This is a genomic window from Acidovorax sp. GW823-FHT01C06, assembly GCF_058798375.1.
This window is the reverse complement of record NZ_JBXAKN010000001.1, coordinates 1,121,736-1,139,753: the sequence shown is the minus strand read 5'-3', so window position 1 is coordinate 1,139,753 and position 18,018 is coordinate 1,121,736. Positions and strand designations below refer to the sequence as shown.

Here is an 18,018-nt window from a genome sequence, read left to right as displayed (position 1 = left end):
AACATGCAGCCCCTGCACGCCGGCCTGGTGGCCCGCAGCCTCGCCAGCGTCTGGCACCCCTGCACGCAGATGAAGCGGCACGAGGCCCAGCCGCCCGTGGCCATCGCGCGCGCACAGGGGCCTTGGCTCTACGACACGCAAGGCCGGCGCTACCTCGACGGCATCAGCTCCTGGTGGGTCAACCTCTTTGGCCACAGCCACCCGCACATCAAGGCAGCCCTCGCCGACCAGCTGGAGCGGCTCGACCACGTGATGCTCGCCGGCTTCACGCATGCGCCGGTGGTGGAGCTGTCGGAAAGCCTCTCCGCGCTCACGGGCCTGGGCCATGCGTTCTACGGCAGCGACGGCGCGGCGGCCACCGAGATCGCCCTGAAGATGAGCGCGCACTACTGGCGCAACACGGGTCGCCCCGCCAAGAGCCGCTTTGTGGGTCTGGCCGGTGGCTACCACGGCGAGACCGTGGGCGCGCTGGCCGTGACCGACATCGCGATCTTCCGCGAGGCCTACGCGCCGCTGGTGCGCCTGGCCGCCACCGTGCCCAGCCCCGATGCGCGCGGCGCGGCGCCCGGCGAAAGCGCCGAGGACGTGGCGCGTCGCAGTGCCCAGGCGCTCGATGCCTGGCTGGCCGAGCACCACGCGAGCACCGCCGCGCTCATCGTCGAACCGCTGGTGCAGTGCGCCGCCGGCATGGCCATGCACAGCCCCGAGTACCTGCGCCTGGCGCGCGCGCTGTGCGACCGCTACGAGGTGCACCTGGTGGTGGACGAGATCGCCGTGGGCTTTGGCCGCACGGGCACGATGTTCGCCCACCAGCAGGCGGGCATCCGGCCGGACTTCATCTGCCTGTCCAAGGGCCTCACGGGCGGCACGCTGCCGCTGTCGGCCGTGCTCACCACCGACGCGGTGTATGCCGCGTTCTACGACGACGATGTGGCGCGCGGCTTTCTGCACTCGCATTCGTACACCGGCAACCCGCTGGCCTGCCGCGCGGCGCTGGCCACGCTGGAGCTGTTCGGCCAGCTCGACACCCTCAACGCCAACGCGGCCCTGGCCCTGCGCATCGACGCGGCCTGCATGCCGCTCACCCGCCATCCGAGCGTGCGCCACGCGCGGCGCCTGGGAATGATCTGGGCCTGGGACATCGACACCACGCTGCCCGACTTCGCACGCCGCTACCACCAGCACGCCATGGCGCGGGGGCTGGTGCTGCGCCCCATCGGCCACACGCTGTACGCGATGCCACCCTATGTGCTCGACGAAGAGGCCGTGCAGCGCCTCGCCGAGGGCGCGCTGGGCGCACTGAACGCCACCCTGCAGGAGGAGACCCCATGATTGGTTGTTTTGTCACCGGCACCGACACGGGCGTCGGCAAGACGCTGGTGTCCACCGGCCTGCTGCACGCCCTGGCGCCACACCACCGCCGCGTGGTCGGCATGAAGCCGGTGGCCGCGGGCGTGGTGCCCTGGGGCGAGGACTGGGCCAGCGAGGACGCGATCGCGCTGCGTTCGGCCTCCACGCTGGCCGTGGCGCCCGAGCTGGACAACCCCGTGCTGCTGCTCGATCCGCTCTCGCCCCACATCGCCGCCGCGCGCGCCGGGGTGCGGATCGACATCGCGGCCATCGTGCGCAGCTACCAGGCCCTGGCGGCCCAGGCCGATGCGGTGGTGGTCGAAGGCGCGGGCGGCTTCCACGTGCCGCTGTCGGACACCGAGACCGGCGCCGACCTGGCCCAGGCCCTGGCCCTGCCCGTGGTGCTGGTGGTGGGCCTGCGGCTGGGCTGCCTGAACCACGCGCTGCTCACGGCCGAGGCGATCCGCGCGCGCGGCCTCGCGCTGGCCGGCTGGGTGGCCAACCGCGTGGACCCTGGCATGGACGCGGCCGAAGAGAACATCGCCTACCTGCGGGACCGCCTGGGCGCGCCGCTGCTGGCCGAGGTGCCCTACCAGGAACTGCCCGACGCGCGCGGCCTGGTGTTCGAGCTTCCCGGGGAGTGGCTATGACCGCGCCGACCTCCTGCGCGTCCTGGCTGGACGAGATCCCAGGGCAAATCGCCGACCTCGAGCGCGCCCACCTGCTGCGCCGCCGCCGCGTGGTGCAGCCCGCAGGGGGTGCCCACCTGCTGGTGGACGGGCAATCCATGCTGGCCTTCTGCAGCAACGACTACCTGGGCCTGGCCGGCCACCCCGCGCTGGCCGAGGCCGCGCGCGAGGCCACGCACACCTTTGGCGTGGGCTCGGGCGGCTCGCCCCTGGTCAGCGGGCACAGCGCCGCCAACGCGGCGCTGGAGCAGGAACTGGCCGCCTTCGTGCAATTGCCCCGGGCGCTGTACTTCTACGCGGGCTATGCCACCAATACCGGCATCATCCCCGCCCTGGTGGGCGCGGGCGACGCACTGTTTTCCGATGCGCTCAACCATGCCTGCCTGATCGATGGCGCGCGGCTGTCACGCGCCACCATCCACCGCTACCCGCATGCCGACCTGGCGGCACTGCAAGCCGCGCTGGCCGCCAGCCCCGCGCGGCGCAAGCTGGTGGTCAGCGATGCCGTCTTCAGCATGGATGGCGACCTGATCGACATCCCGGCGCTGCTGGCGCTGTGCGAGCGCTACGACGCCCTGCTGCTGCTGGACGACGCCCATGGCTTTGGCGTGCTCGGGCCGCAGGGGCGCGGCAGCCTGGCGCACGCGGGGCTGGCGGGTGCCGCCGCGTCGCGCCGCGTGCTCTACATGGCCACGCTGGGCAAGGCGGCGGGCGTCGCCGGCGCCTTCGTGGCTGGCGACGCGGCACTCATCGAATGGCTGCTGCAGAAGACGCGCACCTACATCTTCGCCACCGCCGCGCCGCCCCTGCTGGCGAGCGCCTTGCGCAAGAGCCTGGAGCTGATGGCGGCCGCCGACGAGCTGCGGGAGGGGCTGCGCCAGCGCATTGCGCAACTGCGCGAAGGCCTGGCCACGCTGCCCCCGGGACTGGGCTGGCAACTGCTGCCATCCCACACGGCGGTGCAGGCACTCGTGATCGGCAGCAACGAAGCCGCCCTGGCCGCGATGGAAAGCCTGCGCCGCGAGGGCCTGTGGGTGCCCGCCATCCGCCCGCCCACCGTGCCCGCGGGCACGGCCCGGCTGCGCATTGCGCTGTCGGCCGCCCACACGGCCCACGATGTGGACCGGTTGCTGGCCGCCCTGGCCGCGCATGCGGCCCACGCGGTCCCGGCGGCCCGCCACGTGGCCGCCCGGCAGCCGCCAGCCACTGGCACCAGCGGCGCGCGCGCGGCCGTCAACAGCTGAAGGCAGGCGCCGCCGGTGCTCCCCGCGCCCCCCTGGAGCGCCGTCCCCCGGGGTGGCCGTCAGGCGCTTTCCCTGACCACGCGCCCGTTGAGCGGCTGCAACGGCCGCGCGTTGGCGTTGTACAGCTGGCGAAACGCCTTGATCTGCTGGGCGCCGAGCTTCACGGGCTCCTTGAGCACCATCCACTGCACGCCTTCGGAACACGGCGGCGTGGTCAGCGAGCCGTCAAAGCTGTAGTAGCCTTTCCTGGCGGGCAACAGGGCGCTGGCGTCCAGGGTGAGCCCCTGCACCGTCACCTGCTCGCCGGTGCGCGGCAGGTGCGCAAAGATGGGAGCCCACGCGGCATTGGTCTTGCCGGGCTGTATCAGCGCGGCCACCACGCCCAGCCCGCCGTCCTCGCCCTTGTGCACGAAGTGCGCCACCATGGCCGCGCGCTTGCCGCCAATGGCTTCCTCGCTGGGGGTGTGGAAGTGGAACTGCAGCAGCTCCATGGCCCTGCCGTTGACCACGAGCCTGCTGCCGGCGGGCATGTTGACCTGCACCGTGTGGCCGTTGTTGACCAGCGTGGGCGCCCCGGGCGTGTATTGGAACTCGAGCGCCGGCAGCGCCTCCTTCACGGTCTTGCGGATGTCCACGGGGCTTTGCGCCGCACCCCGCGCGCAGGCTCCAAAGCCCGCCTCCAGCGCGCCCCAGTGCGTGGCGCCGTGCTTGCCCTTGTACTCCCAGTGCGGTGGCGATTGCGCGCCAGCCCCGGTGGCGGCGCACAGCGCCAGGACGGCGAGAGCGGTGTGTCGGATCATTTTTTGGTATGTCATGGTTTTACTGAACACGGTTGAGGAAAAGCCGCTGCCCACCTGCACGTCCGCCGCATGCGCCACGGTTCGCCACGGGTTGCAGCACCCTGGCAATGTTCCTGGCGGCACGGCAGGAACCTGCGAACCGGCACACGGCGCGGGCCCCGCACAGTGAGCGCGGGGCCGCCCGGATTCTGAGCAGGCGGGCCGCTCCGCGGCAACACAAATCGCGCATGGCCCTGGTGCCGTGTCAACAAGGAGCGGCCGCCCCGCATTCGCCACGGGCCTTCAAGCGCACGCGGACGCCCGCGAGGGCTGGAACGTCGCCCCCGGGCCGGGGCCGGCCTGGGAACCTGACCGGCGCAAGCCCCCGCGCGCCCGGCGGTGAACCCGCGCCCTTAAACTGGCGCGGCGCGCACAGTGCGTGCCCCGCCCAGAACGGAATCACGAATCCCATGCCCCATCTCACCGTCGAATACTCCAGCAACCTGCCCCACTATCCCGAGGCGGACACCCTGGCTGCGCTCAACGCCACCCTGTGCGCCCATCCCGAGGTGCAGGACGAGGCCGATCTGAAGACCCGATTCATCGTGGCCGACAGCTTCGAGATCGGCACCGCACCGGCACAGCGCGCGTTCGTGCACGCGCAGCTGCGTCTGCTCTCGGGCCGCACGCCCGAGGCCAAGAAAGAACTCTCCGGGCGCATCGCCGCCGTGCTGCGTGAACGCACACCCCGCCCCCAGGGCGTGATGGTGCAGCTGAGCGTGGAAGTGGTGGACATGGACCGGGGCTCCTACGCCAAAGAGCGGCTTTGAACCGGCGCTGAATCCTCCGCCAGCCCGGCCCCCATCACCACGCGGGGCGCCGGCGCCGATCAGCCTTCGAGCGTGGCCGGCAGCCAGCCCCGCAGGCTGTTGAGGAAGGCCCAGGCCTGCACCCGGGGCACGTCAGACACGCTCAGCACGGCCTCCACCACGCGCCCCTCGCGCAATGCCACGGCGCGGCCCACGCCGGGCAGCAGGCCGCAGGACAGGGGCGGCGTCACCCACCGCCCATCGATGAGCGCGGCGATGTTGCCGAAGGTGCTTTCGGTGATCTCGCCCGCCGCGTTCCACAGCACCGTGTCGAACACGCCGGGCGTGGTGGGCGCCAACGCCGCATAGTGCGCGCGGCGCGTGGTCTTGTGGCGCACGAATTCGCCGTGCGCCTCCGCCAGCGGGCGCGTGGCCAGCTGCAGGCGCACGGGTGCGGCCGTGGGCTGCAGCGCAAAGGCCTCGGCCCGGGGCGTGCCGGTGGCGTCCAGCAGCAGGCGCGCCCGCCAGGCCCCCGCCGCGTGTGCGGCGGCCAGCGCCCGCAGGCATTGCGACACGGCTTTCGCATCCCAGGGCACGCCAAAGTGCGCGGCGGTCTTCTCCAGGCGCGCCAGGTGGTCGGCCAGGTGCCGGAAGGCGCCGGCCTCCAGCGCCAGGGTTTCAAGCAGGTCAAAGGGCTGGCTGGCACGCTCGGCAAAGGCCCGCTTGTGCTGCCACTCGCTCCACTCGGCATCGGCCAGCGCGCCCGAGGTGATGCCGCTGCCAATGCCGCAGGTGGCGTGGACGGCCGGGCCTTCCTCGCCGTCGCCGCCGCTCCCGCTGCGCAGCACCACGGTGCGGATGGGCACGTTGAACGTGGCGGCCACCGCGTGCCGGCCCTGCGCGTCGGGCGGGCCGGCCGGGCGCACCACGCCCACCGCGCCGCAGTACACGCCGCGCGGCGCGGGCTCCAGCGCGCGGATCATCCGCATGGCGCGCACCTTGGGTGCGCCGGTGACCGAGCCGCACGGGAACAGCGCCGCAAACACATCGGTCAGCGTGGTGCCGGGCCGCGTGCGGGCCGTCACGTCCGAGGTCATCTGCCACACCGTGGGCAGGGCCTGGGTGGCGAACAGCGCGGGCACGCGCACGCTGTGCGGCAGCGCAATGCGCGACACGTCGTTGCGCAGCAGGTCCACGATCATCACGTTCTCAGCCCGCTCCTTGGGCGCCGTGCGCAGGTGCTCGGCCTGGGCCGCGTCCTCTTCGGGGGTGGCTCCGCGCGGGGCCGTGCCCTTCATGGGCCGGGCCAGGAAGGCGCCACCATCGGGGGCATCCCGCCAGTCGAAGAACAGCTCGGGCGACACCGACAGCACCTGCTCGGGCCCCGCGTCGATGTGCGCCGCATACCCGCCGGGCTGGGCGCGCAACAGCGCGGCAAACAGTGCCTGCGCCGACCCCTGAAGCGTGCCATGAAGGGGCGCGGTGTAGTTGACCTGGTACAGCTCGCCCGCCGCGATCGCCTGCTGGATCCGCGCCAGCGCGGCATCGAACGAGGCGCGGTCAGGGCTGCCGGTCCATGCCACCTGAGCAGGAGGCTGCGCCGCGGGGCCCTGCGCGCCTTCGGGCCAGGGCAGCGGCGCGTCGTGCACGGCAAACCAGGCCAGCGGTCCGTCGGCCGCGTGGGTCTGCAAGGCCGCATCGAACGCGGCGGCCGCCTCGTAGCGCACATGGCCCACGCACCAGCGGCCCTGCCGCGCGGCGGCGTGCACGGCGTCGAGCACGCCGCGCACCTGGGGCAGCGCGTGGGCCACGAGCACCTCGCGGGGTGTGCCGAAGGCGTGGCGCAGGCGCGGGGCGCGTGCATCCAGCGGCTGGGTGAAGTCGATGCGGGAAGTGATGGTCAAAACAGGCGCTAGCGCAGGTATTTCATACGCTGACAGCTATCAAAATCAAAGCAGATCAGGCCCTGCGGGTGGTACTGTCAGGCAGCGCCCAGGTGCGGCACCAGGGCGCTGGCCGGCTGCCCGTTCCTGAGCGCGGCGGTGAAGGCCAGCATGCGGTCAATCGGCTGGCGCGCGCGCGGAATCAGGGCGGGGTCCACATGGACCGCGTTGGCACCGGTCTCCAGCACCCGCGCCACGTCGACCAGGCCGTTCATCGCCATCCAGGGGCAGTGCGCGCAGCTCTTGCAGGTGGCGCTGTTGCCTGCGGTGGGCGCCTCAATGAACACCTTGCCGGGGTTGAGCGTGCGCAGCTTGTGCATCATGCCGTTGTCGGTGGCCACGATGAATTCGGTGGCATCCATGTCGCGCGCGGCCTTGAGGATGGCGCTGGTGGAGCCCACCGCATCGGCCAGGGCGATCACGTCCGCGGGGCTCTCCGGGTGGACCAGCACCTTGGCGCGGGGGTGCTCCTTCTTGAGCGCCTCCAGCTCGAAGGCCTTGAACTCGTCGTGCACGATGCAGGCGCCGTTCCAGAACACCATGTCTGCACCGGTCTCGCGCTGGATATAGGCGCCCAGGTGGCGATCGGGCGCCCACAGGATCTTCTGGCCCGCGGCCTTGAGGGCCCCCACGATGTCGAGCGCGCAGCTCGAAGTAACCAGCCAGTCGGCGCGCGCCTTCACGGCCGCGCTGGTGTTGGCGTAGACCACCACGGTGCGGTCGGGATGGGCATCGCAGAACGCACTGAATGCGTCGATGGGGCAGCCCAGGTCGAGCGAACAGGTCGCATCGAGGTCCGGCATGAGCACCGTCTTTTCGGGGCTCAGAATCTTGGCCGTCTCGCCCATGAAGCGCACGCCACTCACCACCAGCGTCTGCGCGGCGTGGTCTCGGCCAAAGCGCGCCATCTCCAGCGAGTCGCTCACCAGGCCACCGGTTTCCTCCGCCAGGTCCTGCAGGTCGGGGTGCACGTAGTAGTGCGACACCATGACCGCGTTCTTCTCCTTGAGCAGGCGGCGGATCCTCTCCTTGAGCGCGGCGCGCTCAGGTGCAGTGGGCTCGGGCGGCACGCGGGCCCAGGCGTGTTTCGTGGAGCAGACGGAGCCCTCCTGGGTACCGAGCGGCTGCTCGTACTCCACATCGATGCGGTTCAGCACGGCGGTGGTGGTGGTCATGACAGCTCCTGCAGGCGCATCGAAAAATCGGTGGCCTTCACGTCCTTGGTCAGCGTGCCGATGGAGATGCGGTCCACGCCAGTCTCTGCCAGCGCGCGCAGGCCATCGAGCGTGACGCCGCCGGAGATTTCCAGAATCGCGCGTCCGGCATTGATGCGCACGGCCTCGCGCAGCGTGGGCAGGGGCATGTTGTCGAGCAGCACCATCCTGGCGCCGGCTTCCAGCGCCTCGGCCAGCTGCGCCAGCGTTTCCACTTCGATCTCGATGAACGTGGCTTGCGCGGCCACAGCCTGCGCGGCTTTCAGCACGGCGGTCACGCCACCGGCGGCGGCGATGTGGTTTTCCTTGATGAGCACCGCGTCGTGCAGGCCGATGCGGTGGTTGGTGCCACCGCCCACGCGCACGGCGTACTTCTGTGCCAGGCGCAGGCCGGGGAGGGTCTTGCGCGTGTCCACGATCTGGGCGCGCGTGCCGGCCACCACGTCCACATAGGTGCGGGTCTTGGTGGCCACGGCCGACAGCAGCTGCAGAAAGTTGAGCGCCGTGCGCTCGGCGCTGAGCAGCGCGCGGGCATTGCCCGTGAGTTCCAGCACCACCTGGTCGGGCGCGCAGCGCTGGCCCTCGGCCACATGCCAGATGATCCCCATGGGGGGGTCGAGCGCGCGCAAGGCGGCTTCGGCCCAGGGCGCGCCGCAGATCACGGCGGACTCGCGCGCCAGGATGCGCGCGCGGGCGCGGCGGGCGGGGTCGATCAGGCCGGCGGTCAGGTCACCTGCGCCCACGTCTTCCGCCAGGGCGCGGGCCACATCGGCCTGGGCCAGGGCCGCCACATCATGGTCCATGGACTGTTGGTTCGAAAGCGTCATGGGGCGGGAGCATACCGGGAACCCAAAGGCCACTGCGCCAGCGCAGCCCGTTTCCCACCGCGCCGGCAACCAATAAGTACACCCATTATTGGTCGCATAGACTCGCGGCAATTTTTGCCCATGCAAGCCCCATGACTGCCACCAGCACCGTTTCCGCCACGCCCTACGGTACCCTGCCGCCCGCATCGCCCCTGCCCCAGCGCCGCCCCGTGAGCCTGCCGCGCCTGGCGCAGATGCGCGCGGCGGGCGAGAAGATCACGATGCTGACCGCCTATGACGCCACCTTCGCGGCCGTGGCCGATGCGGCGGGGGTGGAATGCATCCTGGTGGGCGACTCGCTGGGCATGGTGTGCCAGGGCCTGCCCAGCACGGTGGGCGTGGGCCTGGACACCATGGCCTACCACACGGCCAGCGCGGCGCGCGGCCTGCACCGCGTGCAGGGCACGGCCTGGCTGGTGGCCGACCTGCCGTATGGCACCTATGCCGAGAGCCGCGAGCAGGCCCTGCGCAGCGCCTGCGTGCTGATGCAGGCGGGTGCGCACATGGTCAAGCTCGAAGGCGGGGGCTGGACCGCGCCCACGGTGGAGTTCCTGGTGCAGCGCGGCGTGCCGGTGTGCGCCCACCTGGGCCTCACGCCGCAGACCGTGCATGCCCTGGGCGGCTACCGCGTGCAGGGCAAGACCGACGACGACGCCCGCACGCTGCGCCAAGAAGCACACGAACTGCAGGACGCAGGCGCCGCCATGCTGGTGCTGGAGATGGTGCCCGCCGCGCTGGCCGCGGCCCTCACGGCCGAGCTGCCGCGCTGCCACACCATCGGCATCGGCGCGGGCAACGGCACGGCCGGCCAGGTGCTGGTGTTGCACGACATGCTGGGCATGAACCTCGGAAAGATGCCGAAGTTCGTGCACAACTTCATGTCGGACGCGGGCAGCGTGCGCGGCGCCATGGAGGCGTATGTGCAGGCCGTCAAGCAGGGGCGTTTCCCGGACAACGCGGTACACGCCTGGTAAGCGCCCCCCGGATTTTTCAACAGACGCACTCCCGCCCCATGCTGATCGCCCACTCCATCGCCGACCTGCGCCAGGCCCTCGCCGCCCGCCGCCACCCTGCTTTCGTGCCCACCATGGGCAACCTGCACGACGGGCACATCGCCCTGGTGCGCCAGGCCCGGCCCCTGGGCGACGTGACCGTGGCCAGCATCTTCGTGAACCGCCTGCAGTTCCTGCCGCACGAGGACTTCGACAGCTACCCCCGCACCTGGGAGGCCGACTGCGCGCAGCTGCGGGCCGCGGGCTGCGACGTGCTGTTCGCCCCGCGCGAGGCCGACCTGTACCCCGAGCCCCAGACCTTCAAGGTGCACCCCGATCCCGCATTGGCCGACATGCTCGAAGGCCAGTTCCGCCCCGGCTTCTTCGTGGGCGTGGGCACGGTGGTGATGAAGCTGTTCGCCTGCGTGCTGGGCCAGAGCGGCGGCACGGCGGTGTTTGGCAAGAAGGACTACCAGCAGCTCATGGTGATCCGCCAGATGGTGCGGCAGTTCGCATTGCCCATCGACATCGTGGCGGGCGAGACCTGCCGCGCGGCGGATGGGCTGGCGCTGAGTTCGCGCAACGGCTACCTCGGCCCCGAGGAACGCCAGGAGGCCGTGGCCCTGCCGCAGGCGCTCCGGCAGCTGGCGGGGCAATGGACTGCCCGGCCGCCAGCCGCAGGCGCGGCGCTGGAGCAACAGGCCATCGATGCCCTGCGCGCACGCGGCTGGCAGCCCGACTACCTCACCGTGCGCCGCCGCGCCGACCTGCAGCCACCCACGGCGCAGGACGGGCCGGGCATGCTTGTCGCCCTGGGGGCGGCGCGCCTGGGCGGCACGCGGCTCATCGACAACCTGGAGTTCTGATTAGCTCCTGAATTCATAGCAACCAGCGCTTTCCCATCAAGCGCCAGAGGCCAATTTCATGAGAAATCAATGCCCCCAGCCACCCCGCGCGATCCATTCCAGCAGCAGGCGGTTGACGGCCTCGGGCTGCTCCATGGTGAGCATGTGGCCGCATTCGGCCAGCACGGCATGGTGGGCGCCAGGGATGAGCGCCGCGATCTCCTCGGAGCATTCGGGCGGTGTGAGCTGGTCGGCGGCGCCACATGCCACCAGCGTGGGGCAGGCCACGCGCGGCAGGTGCAGCCGGGCATCGGGCCGGTGGATGACCGCGCGGTTCTGGCGCACCAGCTGCTGCGCGCCGGCGCGCAGCACGAAGTCGAGGTAGGCCTGCACCAGCGCGGGCCGTGCCGCATTGGCGGGGTGAAAGGCAAACGCCACATTGGGCTCGATCACCTCGCGCAAGCGGCCCTGGGCGAACAGTTCCATCGCGGCTTCGCGCAGCGCGCGCATGTCGGGCGTCTCCGGCCGGGCCGTGGTGCCCAGCAGCGCCAGGCCGGCCACGCGCCCGGGCGCCTGGCACGCGGCCTCCATGGCGATCATCCCGCCCATCGAGGCGCCGCACAGCAGCAAGGCCCCAGGATGCTCGGCCAGCACCAGCGCGGCCATGTCTTCAATGCGCTGCGCGTCGGGCCGCGCGTGGGCCGTGGCCACCACGGGGCGCAGCGCGGCCGGCAGGGCCGGCAGCTGTGCCTGCCACATGGTGGCATCACCGGCCAGGCCGGGTATCAGAACGAGCTGGGGAGGGTCGAAGGCATGCAAGGGGGTGTTGTTCATGGCTCCGGAGTGTCGCAAGAAACACGCGGGCGTGCAGGCTGCGGCGCTGGCGGGGAGGCCGCGCGGACGCCAGGACCGGCTGCGCGGAGGGGCTTACAGCGCCTCGGACGGCACCGCCTGCACGCCGCCCTGGGGGGCCTGCGCCTGCACCAGATCGTGCACGAAACGCAGCTTGACCATGGCGCCGGAGGACAGCGCGAACGGGTAGGCATCGTGCTGGCCCAGGCTGCGGTTCAGGCTGTTGAGCATGAGGGTCAGCGGCACCCACTGGCGCACCATGTCCTGGAACGCGGGGCGCGGCGTGGCAAAGGGGTCGGTGACATGGTGGCGGATGGCGGCATGCGGGTCGGGCACCGTCACGCCCGCCTGGTAGCTGGCCGCCGTCTCCAGCAGGTCGATCATGTGCAGGTAGTGGGCCCAGGTTTCGGCCCAGTCCTCCCACGGGTGGGCCGCGGCATAGGCGCTCACATGGCGCGCGGCCCAGTCGCCCAGCTCGTTGCCCCGGGCGTAGTGCGCGTCCAGCGCGGCGGTGTAGTCCTGCCGCTCGTCGCCAAATACATTGCGGAAGGCGTCGATGCGGCCGCCGTCGCGCACCAGCTGGTCCCAGTAGAAATGGCCGGATTCATGGCGCAGGTGGCCAATCAGCGTGCGGTAGGGCTCGCCCAGCGCGATGCGGCGGCGGGCACGCTCGTCGTCGTCCGCCTCGGCCACGTTGAGCGTGATGGTGCCGCCCAGATGGCCGGTGAGGATCGCGGGACCGCCGGGCAGGTCGGCCAGGAATTCGAAGACCGGTCCGTACCGGCCGGGGACGGGTTCCAGCCCCAGGCGCGCCAGCGTGTAGAACAGCTGGCGCTTGGCCGCCTCGATCTGCTTCCAGCGCCCCAGGTTGGCGGCTTCCGAGAGGTCGGGAAGGATGCGCGTCTGGCGGCACGAGGCACACAGGTCGGCATAGTCGTTGGCGGGCACCGCGAAGTTGCACGCCTGGTACTCCGTGTGGTTGTGGCACATGCGGTACAGCCGCCCGCTGTAGTTCGCGGTGCCGCGCTCGCCCATGCGACGCCACAGGCCCGGGCCGTCCTGCGGCGCGGGCGCCAGGGCGGCCATGGCGAGCTGGTCTGGCAGGAATGCCAGCGTGCTGCCGCAGTGCAGGCATTGCACGCTGTCAAAAAACACCAGGTGACCGCAATGGTCGCAATTGAATACGCGCATGGTGCCGAGCTTATACCCAGTGGGGCGTCCGTGTGGGGGCATGGCCGCCAGGTTCGCCGCGCGCCGCAGGCGGCGCCGGGCCCGGATCGGGATTCCCAATGAAAAAGAGCAGGTTCCAGGTCATTCCTGGAACCTGCTCCCTGGCCCCGGCCGGCAGGTGGCGCGAGCCGCCTGCCCCGGTTCATGCCGTCCGTTCAACGATCAGGGGCGCACGACAATGCTGTTGCGCACTTCGCGCACATGCTTGGTGTTGCGCGCGATGGCCTCGGCCTGGTTCTTCTCGGTCTGCGACTTGGCAAAGCCCGACAGCTGTACCGTGCCGTTCAGCGTTTCCACGCTGATGGAAGTGGCGGAGACGGATTTGTCCTCCGCCATCTTGGCCTTCACGGCGGTGGTGATACCGGCATCATCGACATAGGAGCCCATGGTCTGCTGGTTGCGGGCCACCGAACAGCCGGTGGCCGTGACGATGGTGATGCCGGCGACTGCGGCAAAAGCGAGGGCACGTGCGTATTTCATGGTGTTGTCCTTCTAGAAGAATGGTTTGGGAACGCGGGTGCTGGAAAATTGCAATCTGCCGGTCTGTTGCACCCTCCGCGACCGGCGGACTGTACGGTTCGATATCTGGTGCCTGATGGATGATGCTGGCGGGGCGGCCGCGGTGGGGACAAAGTGTCACCCTTCAACGGCCGACCTGCAAGCCGGGCTGACAGGTCAGTATGCGGCGTGCCGGCGGCGCGACATCCACAGCACCAGCGTGGCCAGCGCGGCGCCCGAGGCGGCGGCGATCACCAGCGACTTGCCGGGCTGCTCGGCCACGTACTTGTTGGTGGCCTCCGCGGCCTGCTGCATCTGGCGGCGGGCCCGCGCGCTCGTTTCGGCGCAATAGTCGATGCTGCGTGCCGCGAGTTCCTGGGCGCGGGCCGCGAGATCGTCAATGACCGGGTCGGCCTGGCTGCGCAGGTTGCGCACGCCCTCTTCGGCTTTTTCCAGGGAGTTGTTGGCGGCATTGCGCGTGGACTGTACGGCGTCTTGCGCACTCTGCAGCACATCGTCGGCGATATGGCGGGCGCTGCTGGCAACTTTGTCGGTGGCGGTCTGGATACTCATTGGGGAACTCCTTGGATGGTGTATGCGGGGATGGCTGGTTTCACGGCAACGGGCATCAGCCCTTCTTGAGCAGCCCCAGGACAAAGGTCACGACAGCCATGATCACGAAGACAAAGAACAGAATCTTGGCGATGCCCACGGCCCCGGCAGCAATGCCGCCAAAGCCGAAAAGGGCTGCAATCAACGCGATCACCAGAAAAACAACTGCGTAATGCAACATTTCCTTCTCCTTTTGTAGGGGCCGGTGTGTGCCGGCGGGTCAGGGCACAAGAAATTCAGCGCCTGGGGTCCACTGTAGGAAGCCTGCCGCTTCAAAGATGCCGGTCCCTGGCGCGCGGGCCTGTCGGCGGTGCAGCGCGCCCGCTGTAGGACGAAGCCCTGCCGCCCGCGCACGGGTGGCAATGCAGCGCGCATCCCCCGCCTGGGCACGCCCGGGCAGCGGATGCAAAAAAACGAAAGGACTACAGGCCCCGAGAGGCGGGGCACGTCAGCGGTGCCGCGTGCGCGAGGCCAATCGGATGGAAGAAGGCCTGGCGAGGGCACCGCGCCCCTGCGGATGCACCGCGCTGAGGGTGCGTCACACGTCCAGTGCGGGGGGCTTGGGCGCGTCCGCGGAGCGGTGCTGCAGCGGCAGCACCGCGGAGACCAGGGTGCCGCTGCCCGCGCGCGAGGTGATCGACAGCCGGCCGCCCGCGGACTCCACGCGGTGGCGCATGCCGGACAGGCCATGCGACGTGGGGCGCACCGTCGCCGGGTCGAAGCCGACCCCGTCGTCGCGCACCTGCACCGCCACATGGGTGGGATAGCCGTGCACCGACACCAGGATCTTGCTGGCCTTCGCGTACTTTCCGATGTTGGTCAGGGCCTCCTGGACCATGCGATACACCGTGAGCTGCGAGGCATCGGGCAACTGCACCGCCTCCAGGCTGGTCTCCACCTCGATGCCGGCGCGCTCGGCATATTCGCGCGTGAGGATTTCAATGGCCGCGGTCAGCCCGAGGTTGGAGAGCGATGAAGGCCGCAGGTCCTCGATGATGCGCCGCTTGAGCGCGATGCCGCTGTTGAGCGTTTCGGTCAGGTGCTTGAGCCGCTCCGCCACCTCGGGCACGGTGGCATCGATCTTGGACTTGAGCCGCGCGACGTCCAGCTTGGCCGCCGTGAGCAGCGCGCCGAGTTCATCGTGCAGCTCGCGCGCGAGGTGCCCGCGCTCCTCTTCGCGCACCTGCTGCAGGTGGTTGGCCAGTTCGGAAAGCGTTGCGGTGCGGTCCCTCACGAGTCCCTCCAGGCGATCCCGCTCGCGCTCGAGCAGGGCCTGCTCGCGCAGGTTGACCACCTGCAGCGCCTGCGCCTGGCGCAGGTACATGTAGAACGCGAGCAGCCCGATGACGGTGACCGTGGCGATGCCGATGCGCGACAGCATGAGCGATTGCTCGATCTGCTCCTGGCCCTGCTTGACATGCCGGTCGCTGCGCGCGATCAGCTCCAGCGCATGCTTGCGGATCGCCTCCATGTGCTCCTTGCCCACGTCGGTGTGCAGGATGAATTTCCAGGCGTCCTCATTGCCCTGCCGGCGCAGGCGCAGGCTCAGCTCCATCTCCGCCAGCTTGCGGGAGATCTGCCGCGACAGCAGTGCGAACTCCTGCATGTCGTCGGGGGCATCCATGAACAGTTCGCGCAACCCGTCCAGATTGGTCTGCACGCTGGCCACGGCCTTGTCGTAGGGCTCCAGGTAGGTCTCGTTGCCGGTGAGCAGGTAGCCGCGCTGGCCTGTCTCCGCGTCCAGCATGCTCTGCAGCAGGGTATTGACGGCCTTGCGCGTGTTCTGGCCGTGCGTCATCTGCTCGACCGCATCCTGCGAACGCATATGCCCCGTTTCATTGATCCCTACCAGCACCATGGCCGCCAGCAGCGCCATCGGCAGGCTCAACGCCATCTTGCGAACCTTGGGAAGCCAGATGCGGGTGTTTTCTTTGAGGCTCATACGCGGTATTCTGGATAATGTCTGAGGACCCGGCCGCCGCCACACCCCATCAGGGCGTGGCATGCCGAAGAACCTGTGCAACCAACAAACATCAGGCGCGGCACCACCGCCCTGCGAAAGAAAGATCGATGATCAAGATTGGCATTGTGGATGACCACGCGATTGTTCGTTCCGGGCTGCGGCAATTTCTGTCGGAGCACGTGGATCTGCGGGTGGAGGGCGAGGCCGCCAACGGCCGCGAAGCCATCGACCTCGTGCGCAACAAGGAAATCGACGTGCTGCTGATGGACCTGTCGATGCCCGGCCAGAGCGGGCTGGATGCGCTGGCCATGCTGCGCGCCAAGGCGCCGGACATGGGCATCCTGATCCTGAGCGGCTATCCCGAAGAACACTACGCGATCAACCTGATCCGCCAGGGCGCGAGCGGCTACCTGAACAAGGAATGCGAGCCCTCGGAAATCGTGGAAGCGATCCGCACCATCGCGCTGGGCCGGCGCTACCTCACGCCCGCCGTGGCCGAACTGCTGGCCCAGCAGCTCAACCGCAAGGACGACGCCCCGCCGCACGAGCAGCTGTCGGAGCGCGAGTTCCAGGTGTTCCTCAAGCTTGCCAAGGGCGAGACGGCGGGCGACATCGCCAAGGCCTTGTCGTTGAGCGTCAAGACGGTGAGCACCTACCGGACGCGTCTTATGGAAAAGATGAGCCTGTCTTCCAACAGCGATCTGACCTACTACGCGCTCAAGAACCGCCTGATTGACTGACATGGAACAGTGGCCTCAGTCCGGGGTCATGATTCGGGTCCGGCGGGGCATGGAGGTTCAGGTGTGAAGCCTGGACCCGGCGTGCAGCCCCGCCGCGGCGGGTTCACGCAGCTTGGCCAGATGCCGGCATGGGGGGGTTGGAGTCCAGGGGCACGGGGCCGCTGTGCTGGATGCAGTAGTCCACCAGCGCGTCGATTTCATTGGATTTGTCGAACACCGCGTCCACGCCCAGCTGCGCACAGCGCATGCGCACGTCGGGTGTCGCATAGTTGCTCAGCACCACCATCTTCTGGCCAGGCTTGCGGTCGCGGCAGGCCGCCAGCACCCCCAGGCCGCTGCCCTGGCGCAGGAACAGGTCCACGATGGCCAGGTCCCACTGCCCGCTGTTCGCGGCCAGCCAGCTCTTGCCTTCGTCTTCCGTCTCCGCCACTCCTACCGCCTCTACGGACGCCAACTCTTCGAGAGTACCAATCAGGTTCTCACGGATGGTCGCGTTGTCTTCAACGATATAGGTGCGGAGTTTCACGGAAGGGGTCCAGTTTCGCGACCGGTGCACAGTTGCGCTGATCGAGCCTCGAATTTAGATGCTGTGATGCCGTGATTCTGCCAGCCGCCACACGCGGCGGTTGTAGGAGGAATCCTACCGCGCAACACACACGGGGCAGCCGGGTGCGCGCCCTACATGCATGGTGCTCCACTCCATGGACCGGCCGTCCAGCATGAGCAGGCGGCCAGCCAGCGAAGTGCCGATGCCGGCCAGCAGCTTGAGCGCCTCCGCCGCCTGCATCGCCCCGACCACCCCCACCAGCGGAGCGAACACGCCCATGGTCGAACAGGCCACCTCCTCGAATTCGGCCTCCGGGGGGAAGATGCAGGCATAGCAGGGGGATTGCGCGGCACGTGGATCGACCACAGTGATCTGCCCGTCGAACCGGATCACCGCCCCCGCGACCAGCGGCTTGGCATGGGCGACGCACGCCGCGTTGATGGCGTGGCGCGTGGCGTAGTTGTCGCTGCAATCGAGCACCACGGTGGCTTCGCGCACGAGCGCATCCAGCACGCCGGCATCGGCCCGCGCCTGAAGCGCCGTGACCCGTACCCCGGGATTGATGGCAGCCATGGCGGCGGCCGCGGAGGCCACCTTGGGCTGCCCGACCCGCGCCGTGGTGTGGGCGATCTGCCGCTGCAGGTTGGTGAGGTCGACCACATCGTCGTCCACCAGCGTGATGTGCCCGACGCCAGCGGAGGCAAGGTACAGCGCGGCGGGCGAACCCAGGCCGCCCGCGCCGATGATGAGGGCATGCGCCGCCAGCACCCGCTCCTGCCCTTCGATGCCCATCTCATCGAGCAGGATGTGGCGCGAGTACCGCAGGAGCTGGTCGTCGGTCATGA

The 18,018-nt window shown here is 69.8% G+C and carries 19 protein-coding genes; 7 read left to right on the top strand and 12 right to left on the bottom strand.

All coding sequences use genetic code 11. The features are described from left to right. Nucleotides 1-3 precede the first annotated feature (3 nt). The 3 genes from bioA to bioF are packed head-to-tail and all read left to right on the top strand — an operon-like array spanning nt 4 to nt 3,283. Nucleotides 4-1,332 (top strand): adenosylmethionine--8-amino-7-oxononanoate transaminase, encoded by a 1,329-nt coding sequence (gene bioA / locus AC1RCS_RS05185; RefSeq protein ID WP_218296304.1) that lies wholly within the window; start codon nt 4-6, stop codon nt 1,330-1,332. Further along, a complete protein-coding gene (gene bioD, locus AC1RCS_RS05180; protein ID WP_218295899.1) occupies nt 1,329-2,000 on the top strand; it encodes a dethiobiotin synthase in 672 nt (223 codons plus the stop codon). The genes bioA and bioD overlap by 4 nt, the downstream gene beginning before the upstream one ends. After that, entirely contained in the window at nt 1,997-3,283 is a 1,287-nt protein-coding gene (gene bioF / locus AC1RCS_RS05175) for an 8-amino-7-oxononanoate synthase (RefSeq protein WP_492244464.1), read from the top strand. Before bioD ends, bioF begins: the two co-directional genes overlap by 4 nt. A gap of 59 nt (nt 3,284-3,342) precedes the next feature. Here bioF and AC1RCS_RS05170 read toward each other — a convergent pair whose 3' ends face one another. Continuing rightward, nucleotides 3,343-4,098, bottom strand: coding sequence for a carbonic anhydrase (locus tag AC1RCS_RS05170; protein WP_492244463.1), 756 nt, complete (start codon nt 4,096-4,098; stop codon nt 3,343-3,345). Between the two features lie 434 nt (nt 4,099-4,532). On the opposite strand from AC1RCS_RS05170, the gene AC1RCS_RS05165 reads away from it, so the two are divergent. Then, entirely contained in the window at nt 4,533-4,892 is a 360-nt protein-coding gene (locus tag AC1RCS_RS05165; RefSeq protein WP_218295901.1) for a 5-carboxymethyl-2-hydroxymuconate Delta-isomerase, read from the top strand. A gap of 59 nt (nt 4,893-4,951) precedes the next feature. Here the strand turns inward: AC1RCS_RS05165 and AC1RCS_RS05160 are convergent, their stop codons facing one another. The 3 genes from AC1RCS_RS05160 to nadC form a co-directional block, all read right to left on the bottom strand. Continuing rightward, the gene (locus tag AC1RCS_RS05160) at nt 4,952-6,775 is read right to left on the bottom strand and encodes a chorismate-binding protein (RefSeq protein ID WP_492244462.1); all 1,824 of its coding nucleotides are present in this window, start codon (nt 6,773-6,775) and stop codon (nt 4,952-4,954) included. A 77-nt stretch (nt 6,776-6,852) separates the two neighbouring features. Then, nucleotides 6,853-7,989, bottom strand: coding sequence for a quinolinate synthase NadA (gene nadA, locus AC1RCS_RS05155; protein ID WP_492244461.1), 1,137 nt, complete (start codon nt 7,987-7,989; stop codon nt 6,853-6,855). Beyond that, complete coding sequence (gene nadC / locus AC1RCS_RS05150) at nt 7,986-8,855, bottom strand: carboxylating nicotinate-nucleotide diphosphorylase (protein WP_492244460.1); 870 nt, start codon at nt 8,853-8,855, stop codon at nt 7,986-7,988. The genes nadA and nadC overlap by 4 nt, the downstream gene beginning before the upstream one ends. Before the next feature lie 131 nt (nt 8,856-8,986). On the opposite strand from nadC, the gene panB reads away from it, so the two are divergent. Continuing rightward, the gene (gene panB, locus AC1RCS_RS05145; protein ID WP_492244459.1) at nt 8,987-9,868 is read left to right on the top strand and encodes a 3-methyl-2-oxobutanoate hydroxymethyltransferase; all 882 of its coding nucleotides are present in this window, start codon (nt 8,987-8,989) and stop codon (nt 9,866-9,868) included. Nucleotides 9,869-9,906: 38 nt separating this feature from the next. Continuing rightward, nucleotides 9,907-10,752: a pantoate--beta-alanine ligase gene (panC, locus tag AC1RCS_RS05140; RefSeq protein WP_492244458.1), complete on the top strand. Its 846-nt coding sequence runs from the start codon at nt 9,907-9,909 to the stop codon at nt 10,750-10,752. A gap of 66 nt (nt 10,753-10,818) precedes the next feature. On the opposite strand, the gene AC1RCS_RS05135 is transcribed toward panC, so the two are convergent. The 6 genes from AC1RCS_RS05135 to AC1RCS_RS05110 all read right to left on the bottom strand — a co-directional run bounded on the left by AC1RCS_RS05135 (nt 10,819) and on the right by AC1RCS_RS05110 (nt 15,865). Beyond that, complete coding sequence (locus AC1RCS_RS05135; RefSeq protein WP_492244457.1) at nt 10,819-11,565, bottom strand: alpha/beta fold hydrolase; 747 nt, start codon at nt 11,563-11,565, stop codon at nt 10,819-10,821. 93 nt (nt 11,566-11,658) lie between these two features. Then, complete coding sequence (locus AC1RCS_RS05130; protein ID WP_492244456.1) at nt 11,659-12,774, bottom strand: zinc-binding metallopeptidase family protein; 1,116 nt, start codon at nt 12,772-12,774, stop codon at nt 11,659-11,661. A 201-nt stretch (nt 12,775-12,975) separates the two neighbouring features. Continuing rightward, a complete protein-coding gene (locus AC1RCS_RS05125; protein WP_218295908.1) occupies nt 12,976-13,293 on the bottom strand; it encodes a BON domain-containing protein in 318 nt (105 codons plus the stop codon). A gap of 195 nt (nt 13,294-13,488) precedes the next feature. Next, on the bottom strand, nt 13,489-13,884 hold the full coding sequence (locus tag AC1RCS_RS05120; RefSeq protein WP_218295909.1) for a hypothetical protein: 396 nt from the start codon (nt 13,882-13,884) through the stop codon (nt 13,489-13,491). A 55-nt stretch (nt 13,885-13,939) separates the two neighbouring features. Continuing rightward, nucleotides 13,940-14,104, bottom strand: coding sequence for a DUF1328 domain-containing protein (locus tag AC1RCS_RS05115; RefSeq protein WP_010463174.1), 165 nt, complete (start codon nt 14,102-14,104; stop codon nt 13,940-13,942). A gap of 357 nt (nt 14,105-14,461) precedes the next feature. Then, nucleotides 14,462-15,865, bottom strand: a complete 1,404-nt coding sequence (locus AC1RCS_RS05110) for a sensor histidine kinase (protein WP_218295910.1) — start codon at nt 15,863-15,865, stop codon at nt 14,462-14,464. A 128-nt stretch (nt 15,866-15,993) separates the two neighbouring features. Here AC1RCS_RS05110 and AC1RCS_RS05105 point away from each other — a divergent pair, with 128 nt between their 5' ends. After that, nucleotides 15,994-16,626, top strand: coding sequence for a response regulator (locus AC1RCS_RS05105; RefSeq protein ID WP_100409415.1), 633 nt, complete (start codon nt 15,994-15,996; stop codon nt 16,624-16,626). A 103-nt stretch (nt 16,627-16,729) separates the two neighbouring features. On the opposite strand, the gene AC1RCS_RS05100 is transcribed toward AC1RCS_RS05105, so the two are convergent. Together AC1RCS_RS05100 and AC1RCS_RS05095 are read right to left on the bottom strand one after the other, a co-directional pair. Then, nucleotides 16,730-17,152: a response regulator gene (locus AC1RCS_RS05100; RefSeq protein ID WP_218295911.1), complete on the bottom strand. Its 423-nt coding sequence runs from the start codon at nt 17,150-17,152 to the stop codon at nt 16,730-16,732. 114 nt (nt 17,153-17,266) lie between these two features. Further along, nucleotides 17,267-18,016, bottom strand: a complete 750-nt coding sequence (locus AC1RCS_RS05095; RefSeq protein ID WP_218339556.1) for a HesA/MoeB/ThiF family protein — start codon at nt 18,014-18,016, stop codon at nt 17,267-17,269. Nucleotides 18,017-18,018 lie beyond the last annotated feature (2 nt).

Coding starts and splice junctions, on each gene's coding strand:
- bioA (WP_218296304.1), top strand. CDS start 4: ATGCAGCCCCTGCACGCCGGCCTGGTGGCCCGCAGCCTCGCCAGCGTC.
- bioD (WP_218295899.1), top strand. CDS start 1,329: ATGATTGGTTGTTTTGTCACCGGCACCGACACGGGCGTCGGCAAGACG.
- bioF (WP_492244464.1), top strand. CDS start 1,997: ATGACCGCGCCGACCTCCTGCGCGTCCTGGCTGGACGAGATCCCAGGG.
- AC1RCS_RS05170 (WP_492244463.1), bottom strand. CDS start 4,098: ATGACATACCAAAAAATGATCCGACACACCGCTCTCGCCGTCCTGGCG.
- AC1RCS_RS05165 (WP_218295901.1), top strand. CDS start 4,533: ATGCCCCATCTCACCGTCGAATACTCCAGCAACCTGCCCCACTATCCC.
- nadA (WP_492244461.1), bottom strand. CDS start 7,989: ATGACCACCACCACCGCCGTGCTGAACCGCATCGATGTGGAGTACGAG.
- nadC (WP_492244460.1), bottom strand. CDS start 8,855: ATGACGCTTTCGAACCAACAGTCCATGGACCATGATGTGGCGGCCCTG.
- panB (WP_492244459.1), top strand. CDS start 8,987: ATGACTGCCACCAGCACCGTTTCCGCCACGCCCTACGGTACCCTGCCG.
- panC (WP_492244458.1), top strand. CDS start 9,907: ATGCTGATCGCCCACTCCATCGCCGACCTGCGCCAGGCCCTCGCCGCC.
- AC1RCS_RS05135 (WP_492244457.1), bottom strand. CDS start 11,565: ATGAACAACACCCCCTTGCATGCCTTCGACCCTCCCCAGCTCGTTCTG.
- AC1RCS_RS05130 (WP_492244456.1), bottom strand. CDS start 12,774: ATGCGCGTATTCAATTGCGACCATTGCGGTCACCTGGTGTTTTTTGAC.
- AC1RCS_RS05125 (WP_218295908.1), bottom strand. CDS start 13,293: ATGAAATACGCACGTGCCCTCGCTTTTGCCGCAGTCGCCGGCATCACC.
- AC1RCS_RS05120 (WP_218295909.1), bottom strand. CDS start 13,884: ATGAGTATCCAGACCGCCACCGACAAAGTTGCCAGCAGCGCCCGCCAT.
- AC1RCS_RS05115 (WP_010463174.1), bottom strand. CDS start 14,104: ATGTTGCATTACGCAGTTGTTTTTCTGGTGATCGCGTTGATTGCAGCC.
- AC1RCS_RS05110 (WP_218295910.1), bottom strand. CDS start 15,865: ATGAGCCTCAAAGAAAACACCCGCATCTGGCTTCCCAAGGTTCGCAAG.
- AC1RCS_RS05105 (WP_100409415.1), top strand. CDS start 15,994: ATGATCAAGATTGGCATTGTGGATGACCACGCGATTGTTCGTTCCGGG.
- AC1RCS_RS05095 (WP_218339556.1), bottom strand. CDS start 18,016: ATGACCGACGACCAGCTCCTGCGGTACTCGCGCCACATCCTGCTCGAT.